16 protein-coding genes and 2 tRNA genes are annotated in these 15430 nt (G+C 67.3%); 10 read left to right on the forward strand and 8 right to left on the reverse strand.

The window, feature by feature from the left end:
- Positions 1-13 precede the first annotated feature (13 nt).
- Together KXD97_RS18015 and KXD97_RS18020 are read left to right on the forward strand one after the other, a co-directional pair.
- A tRNA-Gln gene (locus tag KXD97_RS18015) sits at positions 14-88 on the forward strand.
- Positions 89-149: 61 nt separating this feature from the next.
- Positions 150-222 (forward strand) — tRNA-Glu (locus KXD97_RS18020).
- Between the two features lie 140 nt (positions 223-362).
- On the opposite strand, the gene KXD97_RS18025 is transcribed toward KXD97_RS18020, so the two are convergent.
- Positions 363-1064 carry an IclR family transcriptional regulator gene (locus tag KXD97_RS18025; protein WP_260751398.1) on the reverse strand — a complete coding sequence of 234 codons (702 nt, stop codon included), beginning with the start codon at positions 1062-1064 and terminating at the stop codon, positions 363-365.
- A 38-nt stretch (positions 1065-1102) separates the two neighbouring features.
- On the opposite strand from KXD97_RS18025, the gene leuC reads away from it, so the two are divergent.
- The 3 genes from leuC to KXD97_RS18040 all read left to right on the forward strand — a co-directional run bounded on the left by leuC (position 1103) and on the right by KXD97_RS18040 (position 4017).
- The gene (gene leuC / locus KXD97_RS18030; RefSeq protein ID WP_260751399.1) at positions 1103-2548 is read left to right on the forward strand and encodes a 3-isopropylmalate dehydratase large subunit; all 1446 of its coding nucleotides are present in this window, start codon (positions 1103-1105) and stop codon (positions 2546-2548) included.
- A gap of 17 nt (positions 2549-2565) precedes the next feature.
- Entirely contained in the window at positions 2566-3159 is a 594-nt protein-coding gene (gene leuD, locus KXD97_RS18035) for a 3-isopropylmalate dehydratase small subunit (protein ID WP_260751400.1), read from the forward strand.
- A 201-nt stretch (positions 3160-3360) separates the two neighbouring features.
- On the forward strand, positions 3361-4017 hold the full coding sequence (locus KXD97_RS18040) for an HU family DNA-binding protein (RefSeq protein ID WP_260751401.1): 657 nt from the start codon (positions 3361-3363) through the stop codon (positions 4015-4017).
- Positions 4018-4103: 86 nt separating this feature from the next.
- On the opposite strand, the gene KXD97_RS18045 is transcribed toward KXD97_RS18040, so the two are convergent.
- Genes KXD97_RS18045 through cofC form a run of 3 tightly spaced genes read right to left on the reverse strand, consistent with a single transcriptional unit; the run spans position 4104 to position 7990 of the window.
- The gene (locus tag KXD97_RS18045) at positions 4104-5036 is read right to left on the reverse strand and encodes an NUDIX hydrolase (RefSeq protein WP_313901306.1); all 933 of its coding nucleotides are present in this window, start codon (positions 5034-5036) and stop codon (positions 4104-4106) included.
- A gap of 38 nt (positions 5037-5074) precedes the next feature.
- Positions 5075-7276 (reverse strand): RNA degradosome polyphosphate kinase, encoded by a 2202-nt coding sequence (locus KXD97_RS18050; protein ID WP_260751402.1) that lies wholly within the window; start codon positions 7274-7276, stop codon positions 5075-5077.
- Between the two features lie 48 nt (positions 7277-7324).
- Complete coding sequence (cofC, locus tag KXD97_RS18055) at positions 7325-7990, reverse strand: 2-phospho-L-lactate guanylyltransferase (protein ID WP_260751403.1); 666 nt, start codon at positions 7988-7990, stop codon at positions 7325-7327.
- 53 nt (positions 7991-8043) lie between these two features.
- Between cofC and KXD97_RS18060 the strand changes: the two genes are divergently transcribed.
- The 3 genes from KXD97_RS18060 to KXD97_RS18070 are packed head-to-tail and all read left to right on the forward strand — an operon-like array spanning position 8044 to position 11270.
- Positions 8044-9021 carry an NAD(P)H-dependent glycerol-3-phosphate dehydrogenase gene (locus KXD97_RS18060; RefSeq protein WP_260751404.1) on the forward strand — a complete coding sequence of 326 codons (978 nt, stop codon included), beginning with the start codon at positions 8044-8046 and terminating at the stop codon, positions 9019-9021.
- 6 nt (positions 9022-9027) lie between these two features.
- The gene (locus KXD97_RS18065) at positions 9028-10137 is read left to right on the forward strand and encodes a cystathionine gamma-lyase (protein ID WP_260751405.1); all 1110 of its coding nucleotides are present in this window, start codon (positions 9028-9030) and stop codon (positions 10135-10137) included.
- A 29-nt stretch (positions 10138-10166) separates the two neighbouring features.
- Positions 10167-11270 carry a D-alanine--D-alanine ligase family protein gene (locus tag KXD97_RS18070; protein ID WP_260751406.1) on the forward strand — a complete coding sequence of 368 codons (1104 nt, stop codon included), beginning with the start codon at positions 10167-10169 and terminating at the stop codon, positions 11268-11270.
- A gap of 3 nt (positions 11271-11273) precedes the next feature.
- Here KXD97_RS18070 and KXD97_RS18075 read toward each other — a convergent pair whose 3' ends face one another.
- A complete protein-coding gene (locus tag KXD97_RS18075) occupies positions 11274-11897 on the reverse strand; it encodes a DUF3515 domain-containing protein (RefSeq protein WP_260751408.1) in 624 nt (207 codons plus the stop codon).
- A gap of 10 nt (positions 11898-11907) precedes the next feature.
- Positions 11908-12150: an Lrp/AsnC family transcriptional regulator gene (locus tag KXD97_RS18080; RefSeq protein ID WP_260751409.1), complete on the reverse strand. Its 243-nt coding sequence runs from the start codon at positions 12148-12150 to the stop codon at positions 11908-11910.
- Between the two features lie 97 nt (positions 12151-12247).
- On the opposite strand from KXD97_RS18080, the gene KXD97_RS18085 reads away from it, so the two are divergent.
- Together KXD97_RS18085 and KXD97_RS18090 are read left to right on the forward strand one after the other, a co-directional pair.
- Positions 12248-13210: a thiamine-phosphate kinase gene (locus KXD97_RS18085; RefSeq protein WP_260751411.1), complete on the forward strand. Its 963-nt coding sequence runs from the start codon at positions 12248-12250 to the stop codon at positions 13208-13210.
- 21 nt (positions 13211-13231) lie between these two features.
- Positions 13232-13909, forward strand: coding sequence for a uracil-DNA glycosylase (locus tag KXD97_RS18090; protein WP_260751413.1), 678 nt, complete (start codon positions 13232-13234; stop codon positions 13907-13909).
- Here KXD97_RS18090 and KXD97_RS18095 read toward each other — a convergent pair.
- Both KXD97_RS18095 and rpmB read right to left on the reverse strand, forming a co-directional pair.
- Positions 13906-14991, reverse strand: a complete 1086-nt coding sequence (locus KXD97_RS18095) for an IS630 family transposase (protein ID WP_260751415.1) — start codon at positions 14989-14991, stop codon at positions 13906-13908. The genes KXD97_RS18090 and KXD97_RS18095 overlap by 4 nt on opposite strands.
- A 150-nt stretch (positions 14992-15141) precedes the next feature.
- Entirely contained in the window at positions 15142-15336 is a 195-nt protein-coding gene (gene rpmB / locus KXD97_RS18100) for a 50S ribosomal protein L28 (protein ID WP_104864700.1), read from the reverse strand.
- Positions 15337-15430 lie beyond the last annotated feature (94 nt).

A 15430-nucleotide genomic window follows, 5' to 3' on the forward strand; every position in this document is an offset into this window, starting at 1 on the left:
TACAAGCAGCCAATGGGGTATGGTGTAATTGGCAACACAGCTGATTCTGGTTCAGCCATTCTAGGTTCGAGTCCTGGTACCCCAGCCAACGCCACTGATTAGGTCTGCATTCTCACCTGAGCTATGCTTTCCAACCGGCACCAGTTCTAGCCCCCGTCGTCTAGCGGCCTAGGACGCCGCCCTCTCACGGCGGTAGCGTGGGTTCGAATCCCATCGGGGGTACAAAGCAACACTCCGGTTCCTCATCCGAGGGCGCCGGAGTTTTTCGTTGCGTACTCGCCCAGCACTCGCCCGGGACCGCGTGAGACCACGCAATGTCGACCGGGCGGTGGTGTCTCCGTAGCCCGGGCGCCGGGCGCTCGCTACAGCCGCCGGGTCAGCGCATCGGCCGCGGCGACCAGATCGGCCGCCCAGCGCGCCCCGGGCCGGCGGCCCATCCGGTCGATGGGCCCGGAGACCGAGACGGCGGCGATGACCGCACCCCGGCCGTCGCGCACCGGAGCCGAGACGCTGGCCACACCGGGCTCGCGTTCGGCGGCGCTCTGGGCCCAGCCCCGCTTGCGCACCTCGGCCAGGGTCCGGTCGGTGAACATGGCCGACGGCAGCACCGCCTGCTGGGTGGCCGCATCTGCGAAGGCGAGCAGCACCTTGGCTCCCGAACCCGCCGTCATGGGCAGTCGGGTGCCGACGGGAACGGTGTCACGTAGACCGGCGGGCGGCTCCAGGGCCGCGATACAGATGCGGGCGGTACCCTCCCGCCGGTAGAGCTGCACACTCTCCCCGGTCAATTCGCGCAGCCGGGGCAGCACCACAGCACCGGCGGTCAGCAGCGGATCGTTGACATGCCCGGCGAGTTCGGTCAGTGCCGGACCGAGACGCCATTGTCCGTCGCCGTCGCGTGCGAGGAGCCGGTGGGTTTCCAATCCGACGGCGAGCCGGTGCGCAGTCGCCCGCGGTAGGTCGGTGCGCTCGCAGAGATCGGCGAGACCGCAGGGGGACTCGGCTACCGCGTGAAGCACGGTGACCGCTTTGTCCAGCACGCCGATACCGCTATTCTGTCTCACAAGGAGATACTAGCTTCCCAGATTGTGAGACAGTCAAGATGGCCATCGCGAACCAGCCCCGCACGCTCGCCGAGAAGGTGTGGAGCGATCACGTCGTCGTTCCGGGCACCGGTGAGGGTGCCGCGCGTCAGCCGGACCTCATCTACATCGATCTGCATATCCTCCACGAGGTCACCAGCCCGCAGGCCTTCGACGGCTTGCGGCTGGCCGGACGCCCGGTGCGCCGGCCCGATCTAACGATCGCCACCGAGGACCACAACGTGCCGACCGTCGACATCGACAAGCCGATCGCCGACCCGGTCTCACGCACCCAGGTCGAGACTCTCCGGCGGAACTGTGCGGATTTCGGCATCAGACTCCACCCGATGGGAGATGTCGAGCAGGGCATCGTGCACATCATCGGGCCGCAGTTGGGTCTGACCCAGCCGGGCATGACCGTGGTCTGTGGTGACAGCCACACCTCGACGCACGGTGCGTTCGGCGCTCTGGCGATGGGGATCGGAACCTCTGAGGTCGAACATGTGCTTGCCACCCAGACGCTTCCGCTGCGGCCGTTCAAGACCATGGCGGTCAATGTCGACGGCGAACTCCCGCCCGGAGTCAGCGCCAAGGACATCATCCTCGCCGTCATCGCAAAGATCGGCACCGGCGGCGGTCAGGGTCACGTGATCGAATACCGGGGCAGCGCCATCGAATCGCTGTCCATGGAAGGCCGGATGACGGTCTGCAACATGAGCATCGAGGCGGGCGCCAGGGCGGGCATGATCGCCCCCGACGAGAAGACGTTCGAATTCCTGCGTGGCCGTCCGCATGCTCCTGCGGGGGCTCAGTGGGACGCCGCGGTCGAGGCGTGGAGCCAGCTGCGCACCGACGAGGGCGCCCAGTTCGACACCGAGATCTACATCGACGCCTCGACGCTGAGCCCCTTCGTGACGTGGGGCACCAATCCCGGCCAGGGTGTCCCACTGAGCGGATCGGTCCCAGACCCCGAGATGATCTTCGACGAGGGGGAGCGCCTGGCCGCCGAAAAGGCGTTGGCTTACATGGACCTTCGTCCGGGTACTCCGCTGCGTGAAATCCCGGTCGACACGGTGTTCGTCGGATCGTGCACGAACGGCCGGATCGAGGATCTGCGCGTGGTCGCCGACGTGCTGCGCGGCCGGAAGGTGGCCGACGACGTCCGGATGCTGGTCGTTCCCGGTTCGATGCGGGTGCGCGCCCAGGCCGAAGCCGAGGGCCTGGGTGAGATCTTCACTGCCGCAGGGGCCGAATGGCGCCAGGCGGGATGCTCGATGTGCCTCGGGATGAACCCGGATCAACTCGCCCCGGGGGAGCGATGCGCATCGACCTCGAACCGGAATTTCGAGGGGCGGCAGGGCAAGGGCGGACGAACGCATCTCGTCTCGCCCGCGGTGGCCGCCGCGACCGCGGTGCGCGGCACGCTGTCTTCCCCCGCCGACCTGGCCGCCGATTCGGCCCACTGAGACCTCAGGAGACTGTCATGGAAGCTTTCCGCACCCACACCGGGATCGGCGTTCCGCTGCGCCGCTCGAACGTCGACACCGACCAGATCATCCCCGCGGTCTATTTGAAGCGGGTGACCCGAACGGGATTCGAGGACGGTCTTTTCGCGGCCTGGCGCACCGACCCGTCCTTCGTCTTGAATTCACCGCCGTTCGACAGGGGCTCGGTTCTGGTCGCCGGACCGGATTTCGGCACCGGGTCGTCACGCGAACATGCGGTCTGGGCGCTGATGGACTTCGGATTCCGGGTAGTCATCTCATCCCGATTCGCCGATATTTTCCGGGGCAACGCCGGCAAGGCCGGTCTACTGGCGGCGGAAGTGGCGCAGGATGACGTCGAATTGTTGTGGAAGCTCATAGAGCAGCATCCCGGGACGGAAATCACTGTCAATCTTCAAGATCGGACCATCACCGCCGCAACCATGATGGTGCCGTTCAACATTGACGATTACACCGCTTGGCGGCTACTCGAGGGACTCGACGATATAGGCCTTACGCTGCGCAAACTCGACGAAATCGAGAATTTTGAGCGACGCAGGCCGGAGTGGAAACCCTCCACACTTCCGGCGTGATCGGGCGGCCGAAAGGCCGAAATCCCGCGCCTGAAACCCTCTTTTCGCGGGCTCCGATAGGACGGTAAGGGAGCCAAGCGGATTGAAAAAAGTTCGCTGTGCACGCCTGAAATTGCGCGTGGCTCTTGGAAATCAGCAGGCAATGGGTTTACCGTGTCCACTAGTCGGCCCAGAGAGGGCCACTGGTTTCGGAGGTTTTGCATGAACAAAGCAGAGCTCATCGACGTACTCACGGAGAAGTTGGGCTCGGATCGTCGGCAAGCGACTGCGGCGGTGGAGAACGTTGTCGACACCATCGTGCGCGCCGTGCACAAGGGTGAGAGCGTCACCATCACCGGCTTCGGTGTTTTCGAGCAGCGGCGTCGCGCCGCCCGCGTGGCGCGCAATCCGCGTACCGGCGAGACCGTAAAGGTGAAGCCCACCTCAGTTCCGGCGTTCCGTCCCGGCGCTCAGTTCAAGGCTGTTGTCTCTGGCGCACAGAAGCTTCCGGCCGAAGGGCCGGCGGTCAAGCGCGGCGTGACCGCGACGAGCACCGCGCGCAAGGCAGCCAAGAAGGCTCCGGCCAAGAAGGCCGCTGCCAAGAAGGCGGCTCCGGCCAAGAAGGCTCCGGCCAAGAAGGCCGCGACCAAGGCTCCCGCCAAGAAGGCCACCGCCGCGAAGAAGGCGGCTCCGGCCAAGAAGGCTCCGGCCAAGAAGGCCGCGACCAAGGCTCCGGCCAAGAAGGCCACCGCCGCGAAGAAGGCGCCCGCCAAGAAGGCTCCGGCCAAGAAGGCCGCGACCAAGGCTCCGGCCAAGAAGGCCACCGCCGCGAAGAAGGCGCCCGCCAAGAAGGCTCCGGCCAAGCGCGGACGCAAGTAACACGTTCTCACGGATACGCCGCGGATCTGATGATCCGCGGCGTATTTCGTGTCGCCGTTACGACGAAGTTGTATTCAATTGCGGCATCACTTTTTCGGGGGTAGTGGGCTGCCGATGTGGTCGGCGGCGATGAGCCGGCCCTCATGCAGGGACATCACCCACGTGCTGCCCTTGCGGTTGCGGGACTTGTCCGGCCGTACCCCGTCGCGCTCGCACCACCAGGCGATGAGGTCGGGAATCACCTTCCCCTGGGTGCAGATCACCGGTGTGACCGACTTCTCGGCGATTTCGAGAACGCGGTGCCGGGCGGCCTTGCGGTCCTCCGCGTACGCCTCTTCGGTGAGCATCGGCTCGACGTGGATCACCGTGCCGAGTTCTTCGGCCAACGGCTCGAGCGTCTGCCGGCAGCGCACCCGGTCGGCGGCGAACAGTTCTTCGGCTCCGAACGCCAGCAACTGTGTGACCAGTGCCTCGGCCTGGGCGCGGCCATGCTTGTCCAATGGGCGCTTTCGGTCGTCGCCGCGGTAGCGTTTCTTGTCACCGGCGGTGCCGTGCCGAACGATGAGCACCGTCTGGGTGTCGGCGGGATGTTTGAGGAAGTGGCGGAGAACCTTGCGGTCGTGCGGGTAGCTCAGCGTGGACATCGCGTCCTCGGCGGAGAGCCACCGCAGTTCGTCGACTTCGGCGTTCGGGGCGAATTCGCCGCCCAGGCAGCGCGCGGCCCAGTACCGCACCTTCTTCGTGGCGTTGTCGACCGGATAGGTGACGGTGGGCAGCCGCCGCCCGAGGCGGGCGCGGTAACCCGTCTCCTCCTCGATCTCACGCACCGCGGTGACCGGCTCGGTTTCGTCCGGGTCGACCTTGCCTTTAGGCAGTGACCAGTCGTCGTAGCGGGGTCGGTGCACCACCGCGATCTCCGGTGTGTCCGTGCACTCCTGGGGACGCCACAGTACTGCGCCGGCTGCCAGGATCGGTGACTTCTTCACCACGACGGCATCCCGCTTGTGCTCCTTCGGCACCTCAACTCCTGCGTGTCATTCGCGAATGGGAAGAGCGGTCACGGGTGCCGATGTCGCTCCATCAGCGATCGCTGATGGTCCCGCACGGTGTGCCCTTCCTGTGGCGACGCGGTCCAATTCCCGTCGGGACCGAGTTCCCAGCACCGCGTACTCGGGTCGACCGCAGATTCAAAGATGTCGTTCAGTTGTGCGGTCAAACGTGGATCTTTGACCTGCGCCATGACTTCCACCCGCCGGTCGAGATTACGGTGCATCATGTCGGCGCTCCCGATCCAGTATTCGTCGATGGCGCGGAAATGAATGATCCGTGAATGTTCGAGGAACCGGCCGAGGATCGACCGCACCGTGATGTTCTCCGAGAAGCCGGGTACACCCGGGCGCAGCGCGCAGATTCCGCGGACCACGACCTCGACGCGCACCCCGGCCTGCGACGCGCGGTACAGCGCGTCGATGACCTGCTCGTCGACCAAAGCATTTGCCTTCAAGCGAATCCGGCCGTCGGCTCCGTCCCGGGTGGCAGCGATCTCCCGTTCGATGCGCTCGATGATGCCCTTGCGCACACCGTACGGCGCCACCAGCAGGTTGCGGTAGGACTCCTTGCGTGAGTAACCCGTCAGTGAATTGAACAGGTCGGTCAGGTCGGCGCCGATGTCGGGTGCGGCCGTCAGCAGGCCGATGTCCTCGTAGAGGCGCGCCGTCTTCGGGTTGTAATTGCCGGTGCCGACATGGCAGTAGCGGCGGATGGTCGATCCCTCCCGGCGCACCACCAGGCACGTCTTGCAGTGTGTCTTCAATCCGATGAGCCCGTAGACCACATGCACACCGGCTTGTTCGAGTGCGCGCGCCCACTTGATGTTGGCCTGTTCGTCGAACCGGGCCTTGATCTCAACCAATGCCACCACCTGCTTGCCGGCCTCGGCGGCGTCGATCAGCGCGTTGACGATCGGCGAATCACCTGAGGTGCGGTAGAGGGTCTGTTTGATGGCAAGCACATTGGGGTCTGCGGCAGCTTGTTCGATGAAGCGCTGCACGGTGGTCGAGAACGAGTCGTAGGGGTGATGCACCAGGACGTCGCCGTCACGCAGCGCGGCGAAGATGCTCTTGGGGGTCTCGCGCTCGCCGAACGCCGACGGCGTGGCCGGCACGAACGGCGGATCCTTGAGCGCCGGCCGGTCCACCTTGTAGATCTGCCACAGCGACGAGAGATCCAGAAGCCCGGGCACCTCGACCACGTCCCCGGGCGCGACATCGAGTTCACGCAGCAGCAGTTCCAGCATGCTCTCGGTCATGTCGTCGGAGACCTCAAGGCGTACCGGAGATCCGAAGCGCCGCCGGGCCAACTCGCGTTCGAGCGCCTGCAACAGGTCTTCGTCGCGGTCTTCCTCCACCTCGAAATCGGCATTTCGGGTGATGCGGAACGCATGGTGCTCCACCACTTCCAGGCCCGGAAACAACACCGGAAGGAACGCCGCGATCAGTTCCTCCATCGGCAGGAACCGCACCGTGCCGGGGGTGTCTTCCCTGCCGGCGAGTTCGACGAAGCGGTCCACGTTGTCGGGCACTTTGATTCGCGCGAAATGCTGGCCGCCGTCGTCGGGGTGCTTGACGGTGATGGCGAGGTTCAGGCTCAACCCGCTCACGAACGGGAACGGGTGGGCAGGATCGACCGCCAGCGGAGTGAGCACCGGGAAGACCTGCTCGTGGAAATAGGTGGAGAGTCTGCCCCGCTCGGCCTCGTCGAGTTCGGCCCAGGTGACGATGACGATGCCCTCTTCGGCCAGTGCCGGCCGTACCGAGTCGAGGAACACTCGCGCGTGCCGGCTGGCGATCTGCTGGGTCCGTTCGCTGATGCGGCGCAGCTGTTCACGCGGCGAGAGCCCATCGGCAGAACGCACCGACAGTCCCATCTCGTCGCGGCGCTTCAGCCCAGCCACCCGCACCATGTAGAACTCGTCGAGATTGGACGCGAAGATCGCCAGGAACTTGGCGCGTTCCAACAGCGGCAACGACGGGTCGGCCGCGAGCGCGAGCACACGGGCGTTGAAGTCCAGCCAACTCAATTCCCGGTTCAGGTAGCGGTCATCAGGCAGTGGGTTCTCGACGGTGGGTGACGTCGCCGCGGGCGGCGCCACGGGTGCCGAATCCGTGGGTGCGGCGACCGGCGGCGGGGCGACCGTCTCGGACGTCTCGGAGAGCCCGGAGGGCTCCGCCTGGTCGGGCCTGGTCTGGGCTTCGGTCATATCTGTCGATGATTCCCTATACCCGGGTGCTCCTGCCACCGAGATGGGTCACGGATTCACGACGCGTCCGATCGCCTGCGCGGTGGCCGGGCCGACGCCGTGGTCACGGGCGGCGAGCAGGTCCTCAGGGGTGTCGATGTCCGAGCGCAGCCCCGGCCAGGGCCCGGCCAGCTCGACGGCACCGGAACGGCGATGACGCCGCGCGGAGTCGGGTCCGAACCGCGGTTTAAGCGCGACTCCGAACGCGAACAGAGCCGAGGTTCCGGTGCCGTGCCGGTCGGCGACGAAACTGCGCGGATGCGCCCGCGCCGCGGCGATCGCCTCGGCCAGTTCGATGGTCTGCAGACAGGGCAGATCACCCTGTAAAGCAACGATATTCGCGCTCTGCCGGCGGGCCACTGCCTCGGCCGCGTTCAACGCGTTGTTCAGTGGGTCCCGATGGCCCTCCGGTGTCGGGTCGGTGAGCACGCGGGCGCCGGTCCTGCGGGCGGCCTCGGCGGCATCGCGGTCGGGGGTCACGACCAGCACCGAGCGCAGGGCTGGGACGGCCATGGCAGCGGTGATGGTGTCGACGAGCATCGCCAGCACGACGTCCTCGCGGGCCGCGGCCGAAAACACCGGAGCCAGCCGTGTCTTGGCAGCAGTGAGCCGCTTGACCGCGATCACCAGGCCGATGTCGGCGCGGTTGATGTTCATGCCGCTCACGAGCGCCATCCTGCCAGTCGGTTATTCCCGGTTAGTCTGAAGCCGTGGTGGAAGCAGCGGTAATGGGGGCCGGGGCCTGGGGAACAGCCCTGGCCAAGGTGTTGGCCGATGCCGGCAACAACGTCACGTTGTGGGCCCGCCGGGCGGAGTTGGCCGACGAGATCAACCGGACCCACCGTAACGCCGGCTACCTGGATGTCGCGCTGCCCCCATCGATTCGCGCCACCAGTGATCCGGCCGAAGCGCTCGGTGCACCGTGCACGGTGTTTCTGGCGGTTCCGTCACAGACCCTGCGGGCCAATCTCGAACTGTGGAAGGGGTACCTCGGCGCCGACACCACGTTGGTGAATCTGGCCAAAGGCATCGAACTGGACACGCTGATGCGGATGAGTCAGGTCATCATCTCGGTGACCGGCGCCGACCCGGGAAGGGTCGCCGTCGTCAGCGGGCCGAATCTGGCCCGCGAGATCGCCGAGGAGCAGCCGGCGGCCACGGTCGTCGCCTGCAGCGACTCCGGCCGGGCGGTCGCACTGCAGCGGGCGCTGGCCACCGGGTACTTCCGGCCGTACACCAACTCCGATGTCATCGGCGCCGAGATCGGCGGCGCATGCAAGAACGTCATCGCGCTGGCCTGCGGAATGGCCGCCGGTGTGGGGCTCGGCGAGAACACCGCAGCGGCCATCATCACGCGTGGGCTGGCCGAGATCATGCGTCTGGGAATTGCGTTGGGAGCCAAGCCCGCCACCCTGGCCGGCCTCGCGGGGATCGGAGATCTGGTGGCCACCTGCACCTCACCGCAGTCCCGGAACCGCTCGTTCGGGGAACATCTGGGCAAGGGTGGCACCATCGAGGCCGCCCGGGAGGCGACCGGAGGCCACGTGGCCGAGGGGGTGACGTCGTGCCAGTCAGTGCTGGCGTTGGCCTCGAGCTACGACGTCGAGATGCCGCTCACCGAGGCGGTGCACCGGGTGTGCCACCGGGGATTGTCGGTCGACGATGCGGTCTCGCTGCTCCTCGGTCGCACCCCCAAGCCGGAGTGAGCGCCGATGACCGGCACCTACGGAGACTCCACACGCAGCGTCAAATCCGTTGTCGCCCAGGGTATTCCGGGCGAGCCAGTGGCGCAGCCGCTGGTGCCGGTGGCGGCCTATCACCTCGGCGCGGACGAGGACGAAGCCCTTGACAGCTATGGCCGCAAGTCCAACCCGACGTGGCGGCAACTGGAGTCCGCGCTGGCCCAGCTCGAAGGGGCTGCGCGCGCACTGACTTTCGGTTCGGGAATGGCCGCGCTGACCGCGGTGCTGCGGATCCTGGCCGAGCCGGGCCACACGCTGGTGGTGCCGGCGGACGGGTATTACCAGGTGCGTGCCTACGCCAAGGAGTACCTCGCGCCGCGCGGCGTCACCGTCGTCGAAGCGCGGTGCGACCAGATGTGCGACGCAGCCCGTGACGCGGACGTGGTGCTGGCCGAGACCCCGTCGAACCCCGGACTCGACGTGGTGGAACTGCACCGGCTGGCCATGACGTGCCGGTCGCAGCGGACGGTGCTCGTCGTCGACAACACCACCGCCACTCCGCTCGGACAGCAACCGTTGTCGCTCGGCGCCGACCTGGTGGTCGCCAGCGCCACCAAGGCGCTGGCCGGCCATCACGATGTCCTCGCCGGCTACGTGGCGGGAAGCCACCCCGAACTGATGGAACGCATCGAGCGCGAACGACTTCTCGCCGGGCCCATCCTCGGTGCCTTCGAAGCCTGGCTGGTGCTACGCAGCCTGGGCAGTGCCGGATTGCGGTTCGAGAGACAGTGCCAGAACGCCGCGGCGTTGGCGCTGATGCTGCGTTCCCACCCGGCGGTGCGATCTGTGCGCTATCCCGGCCTACCCGAGGATCCGTCACACGCGATCGCGTCCGCTCAGATGCGGCGGTTCGGCGGCATCGTGGCGGTGGAGTTGGCCGACGCCGACGCGGTGCACGATCTCGTGCGGCGAAGCGCGTTGCTGGTGGCGTCCACGAGCTTCGGCGGAATCCACACCTCGGTCGACCGACGGGCCCGCTGGGGGGACCCCGTCTCCGGCGGGTTCGCCCGGATCTCGCTGGGGATCGAGGACACCGACGACATCGTCGACGACGTCCGGCAGGCACTCGGGGCGGCGTGACACGGGCGGGCCGGTAGCCTCTCTAGGTTGTGACTGCCCGCATCCGAGTCGCCGTCGTCTACGGCGGACGTAGCTCCGAACACGCGATCTCGTGTGTATCCGCAGGCAGCATCCTGCGCAACCTCGACCCGCAGCGGTTCGAGGTGGTCGCCGTCGGCATCACGCCCGAAGGATCGTGGGTGCTCACCGACGGCCGGCCCGAGGCGCTGGCGATCACCGACGGCACCCTGCCGGGCGTCAGCCCCTCGTCTGGCATCGAGCTTGCCCTGGCCGCCGACCCCGGTCGGCGCGGCCAGCTGGTGTCCCTCGGCGACCACGCCGGTGAGCTGCTGGCCTCCGTCGACGTCGTGTTCCCGGTGCTGCACGGCCCCTACGGCGAGGACGGCACGATTCAGGGACTGCTGGAACTCGCCGGGGTGCCGTACGTCGGCGCCGGGGTGTTCGCCAGTGCGGCCGGCATGGACAAGGAGTTCACCAAGAAGCTGCTCACCGCCGCCGGACTGCCGGTCGGCGACCATGTGGTGCTGCGCCGCGGTGCCGCCACCGTGTCGCTCGATGACCGGGAGCGGCTCGGTTTACCGGTGTTCGTCAAACCCTCCCGCGGAGGGTCGTCGATCGGTGTCAGCCGCGTCGTGTCCTGGGACGACCTGGACGCCTCGGTCGAGCTGGCCCGACGTCACGACCCGAAGGTCATCGTCGAGGCCGCCATCCCGGGACGCGAACTCGAATGCGGTGTGCTCGAATTCCCGGACGGGCGGCTCGCGGCCAGCACGGTGGGTGAGATCCGGGTGGCCGGCGTGCGCGGCAGGGAAGACGGCTTCTACGACTTCGAGACCAAGTACCTCGACGACGCCGCCGAACTCGACGTGCCCGCCAAAGTCGACGACGACGTCGCCGACGTGGTGCGGCAACTGTCGATCCGCGCCTTCCAGGCGATCGACTGCCAGGGTCTGGCCCGGGTGGACTTCTTCCTCACCGATAACGGGCCCGTCATCAACGAGATCAACACGATGCCCGGATTCACCACGATCTCGATGTATCCGCGGATGTGGGCGGCCAGCGGCGTCGATTACCCGACCCTGCTGGCGACCATGGTCGACACGGCGCTCGCCCGCGGCACCGGTCTGCGGTAGCGGCTAGCGCGGCGGCGCGCCAACGGGCCCAGGATCCGGCGGGCGGGGCGCAAGAGTGTCGGTGATCGCTTGCGAGAGCACCTGGATCGGTGTCGGGCCGGAATCCGCCGGCAACGTCAGCGCCACGTACACGGGCCGGTCCACGACGAACCAGGTGCTGCGCGAATCTCCCGCCCCCGCTTCGCCCAACCGGTCATTTCCCGCCCCCGCTTCGCCCACCCGGTCATTTCCCGCCCCCGCTTCGCCCACCCGGAACCACTGCACCCCGTCCACCACCTGCACGGGAGTCCCGGATACGAACTCGGCGGGCCGCTCCAGTCCGCACCGCAGGATCAGCGCTTCACCACCGTGCTCCCGCTGCCACGCGGCCGTGCCGGGGGGCGCGGGTTCCACGACCTCGGCGCGCCGGTAGTCGCCGAGCGCGTCGGGCAACGCAGCGACCAACCCCGCGCATTGCGGGCTCTCGGCCTGGGGGGCGGGCAGCGCCGCGATCGCCACCGGCTGAGGCGCCGGCACGCGTTGCCTGACCGCGATCGTGCCGATCACGGCGACCACACTGCCGACGGCGATGATCAGCGCGGCGAGCAGCGCCCACCGCGGCGGACCGTCTGTGGTCGGGCTGTTCACACGTCAAACTCTAGGGGTGCGCCCCCCTTGCGATAGGACAGGTCAGGGTGCGGGTGATCCCGGCAACCTGCTGCACACCAGGCACGATCGTCGTCTTCAGCTCGTCGAGAGACCCCGCGGTCACCCGCACCACCACGTCATAGGGGCCGGTCACGTACTCCGACGACGACACACCGGTCAGCCCCGCGAGCTGTTTGGCGATGACTTCGGCGCGGCCGACCTCGGTCTGGATGAGAACGAAAGCCTCGACCACTGGCGAAATCCCTTCATTGGCTGCATAGACTCCACGCCGCAGGGACCAAACGTACCGCAGGTGCGTCGAGCGTTCAGGACGGCGGGAGGATCGGGCGATGGCGGACGAGGGCGCCGACGACACGCTGTCGCAGTCGGGCGAATTCGCCGTGATCGACAGACTGGTCGCCGGCCGTCGCCAGCCCCCGTTCGTCGCGCTCGGCCCCGGTGACGACGCGGCCGTCGTCATCGCGTCGGACGGCCGGACCGTCGTATGCACCGACATGCTCATCGAGAACCGGCATTTCCGGCTGGACTGGTCCACCCCGCACGACGTCGGGCGAAAAGCCATCGCGCAGAACGCCGCTGACATCGAAGCCATGGGCGGGCGGACCACCGCGTTCGTCATCGGATTCGGGGCGCCCGGGCACACCCGCACCGCGAGCGCGGTGGAACTGGCCGACGGGATGTGGCACGAGGCCGAGTCGATCGGCGCGAGCATCGTCGGCGGAGACACCGTCTCGGCACCGCAGTGGGTGGTGTCGGTCGCCGCGCTGGGCGACCTCGACGGTCGGGAGCCGGTGCGTCGCGACGGTGCCCGACCCGGGGACATCGTGGCCATAACCGGTGAACTCGGTCGCTCCCATGCGGGATACGCATTGTGGCACAAGGGAATCGAAGGGCATGCGGCGCTGCGTCGCCGCCATCTCGTTCCCGAGCCGCCCTACGGGCAGGGCCGGATCGCGTCCCGGGCGGGCGCGACCTCGATGACCGACGTCTCCGACGGACTGCTTGCCGACCTCGGGCACATCGCGTTCGCGTCGAACGTGCACATCGATCTCTCCAGCGAAGGTCTGCGTCCCGACATCGAGGCAGTCGCCGAGGCGGCGGCCGAGGCCGGCGCCGATGCGCTGCAGTGGGTGCTCGGCGGGGGAGAGGACCACGCACTGGTGGCCACGTTCCGCGCCGAACCGCCGCCGGGCTGGCGCGTCATCGGCAGCGTGGCGGTTCCGCCCGCTGCCGCCGGTGTCACCGTCGACGGCGCACCGTGGCAGGGAGACCGGGGCTGGCAGTCGTTCTGAGGCCCGCTAAGTTGGCCTCTCGTGACAGCACGTCCTCTGCGGGAACTGATCGACGACGGGTGGGCCGCGGCGCTGGCGCCGGTCGAATCCCAGGTGGCACAGATGGGGGAGTTCCTGCGCGCCGAACTCGCCGCCGGACACCGGTACCTGCCCTCCGGGGAGAACGTACTGCGTGCGTTCACGTTTCCGCTGGACAAGGTCCGGGTGCTGATCGTCGGTCAGGATCCGTACCCGACACCCGGCCACGCCGTCGGCCTGAGTTTCTCGGTCGCGCCCGACGTGAAGCCGCTGCCGCGCAGTCTCGACAACATCTTCAAGGAGTACCGGGCGGATCTCGGCCACCCGGCGCCCGTCTGCGGGGATCTGACGCCCTGGTGCGAACAGGGCGTGATGCTGCTCAACAGGGTGCTGACGGTGCGGCCCGGCACCCCCGCCTCACATCGGGGTAAGGGCTGGGAGGCGGTCACCGAATGCGCGATCCGCGCGCTGGTTGCCCGCGAGCAGCCTCTGGTGGCCGTGCTGTGGGGCAGGGACGCCTCGACACTGCGCCCCATGCTGGGCGACACCGCAGTCATCGAATCCCCGCATCCGTCGCCGCTCTCGGCGTCGCGCGGATTCTTCGGGTCAAAACCGTTCAGCCGCGCCAACGACCTGCTCACCCAGATGGGTGCCGAGTCGATCGACTGGCGTTTGCCCTAGTGTCCTGAGTCATTAATTCGGTTGCAGTAGTTGGCGATGCTTGCCAGGATCTGGTCGGCGGTCTTAGTCCAGACGTAAGGCTTGGGGTTGTCGTTCCAGGTGTCGATCCAGGCACGGATATCGGCGTTGAGTTGCCGCACCGAGGTGTGAGTGGAGCGGCGCAGTTTCTTGGTGGTCAGCTCGGCAAACCAGCGCTCGACGAGATTGAGCCACGAGGAGCTGGTCGGGGTGAAGTGCAGGACGAATCTGGGATGGCTTGCCAGCCAACGCTTCACCGCAGGCGTCTTGTGTGTGGAGGCATTGTCGAGGACCAGATGCACATCGAGATCGTCGGGAACTTCGGCATCGATCTTCTTGAGGAAGGCCAGGAACTCGGTGGCCCGGTGCCGGGAGTGCAGCGCGCCGATGACCTTGCCGGTGGTCAGGTCGAGGGCGGCGTACAAGCTGGAGGTGCCGTGGCGGACGTAGTCGTGGCTGGCTCGCGCCGGGGTTCCGGGCAGCATCGGAAACACGGGCTGGGTGCGATTAAGGGCCTGGATCTGCGTCTTCTCATCCACGCAGAGCACCAGCGCCCGCTCCGGCGGGTCCAGGTACAGGCCGACGACATCGCGGACTTTGGCCACGAACAGCGGATCCTTCGATAGCTTCCATGAGTCCTGCTTGTGGGGAGCCAGTCCGAACGCTCGCCAGACCCGCGACACCATCGACTGACTCAACCCCAAATGAGCGGCCATCGAGCGGGTCGACCAATGAGTGGCATCCGGCGGGGTGGTCTCCAGCGTCTTGGTGATCAACGCTTCGATCTGGTCGTCGCCGACGACCCGCGGACGACCCGGGCGAGGCTCGTCAACCAACCCGTCTAGACGTAATTCGACGAACCGGTTGCGCCATCGCCGCACCGTGCCGATCGACAGTTCCAGCCGATCGGCGAGTTCGGTGTTGGAGCCACCGTCGGCGGCTGCCAACACAATTCGAGCCCGCATCGCCAGACCCGCGGCACTGGATCGTCGCCGCGCCCACCCCTCCAACTCGGCCCGCTCGTCAGTGGTCAAGACAATCTTCGCGGCATGAGGTGTCGGCACAACCCAGTCTAACAACTAGATCGCAATTAATGACTCAGGACACTAGCGGGCGGCGCGCGGGGTCAGCGAGTACGCGCATAAACGAACAGCGGTCGGCGTATCACGCCGACCGCGCTTCGTCACCCGTCGAATGCCTCGCCGGGTCGAGTATCAGCCGCGCGAAACCTTGCCGGCCTTCAGGCAGGACGTGCACACATTGACGCGGTGCTTGTTCCCGCCCGGGCCCGACACCGCGCGCACCGACTGGATGTTCGGGTTCCACCGACGGCTGGTCCGGCGATGGGAGTGCGACACCGACTTGCCGAAGCCGGGGCCCTTCCCGCAGATCTCGCACACGGCAGCCATGTTGAAACTCCTCGAATTAGTACTTAAGGGTTCTTGGGTCGGGGTCTGGATTCCTCCGGCCACCTCAGAGGCGGCGCGACCCGACAACCTGATC

The organism is Mycobacterium sp. SMC-8, from assembly GCF_025263565.1.
GTDB lineage: Bacteria > Actinomycetota > Actinomycetes > Mycobacteriales > Mycobacteriaceae > Mycobacterium.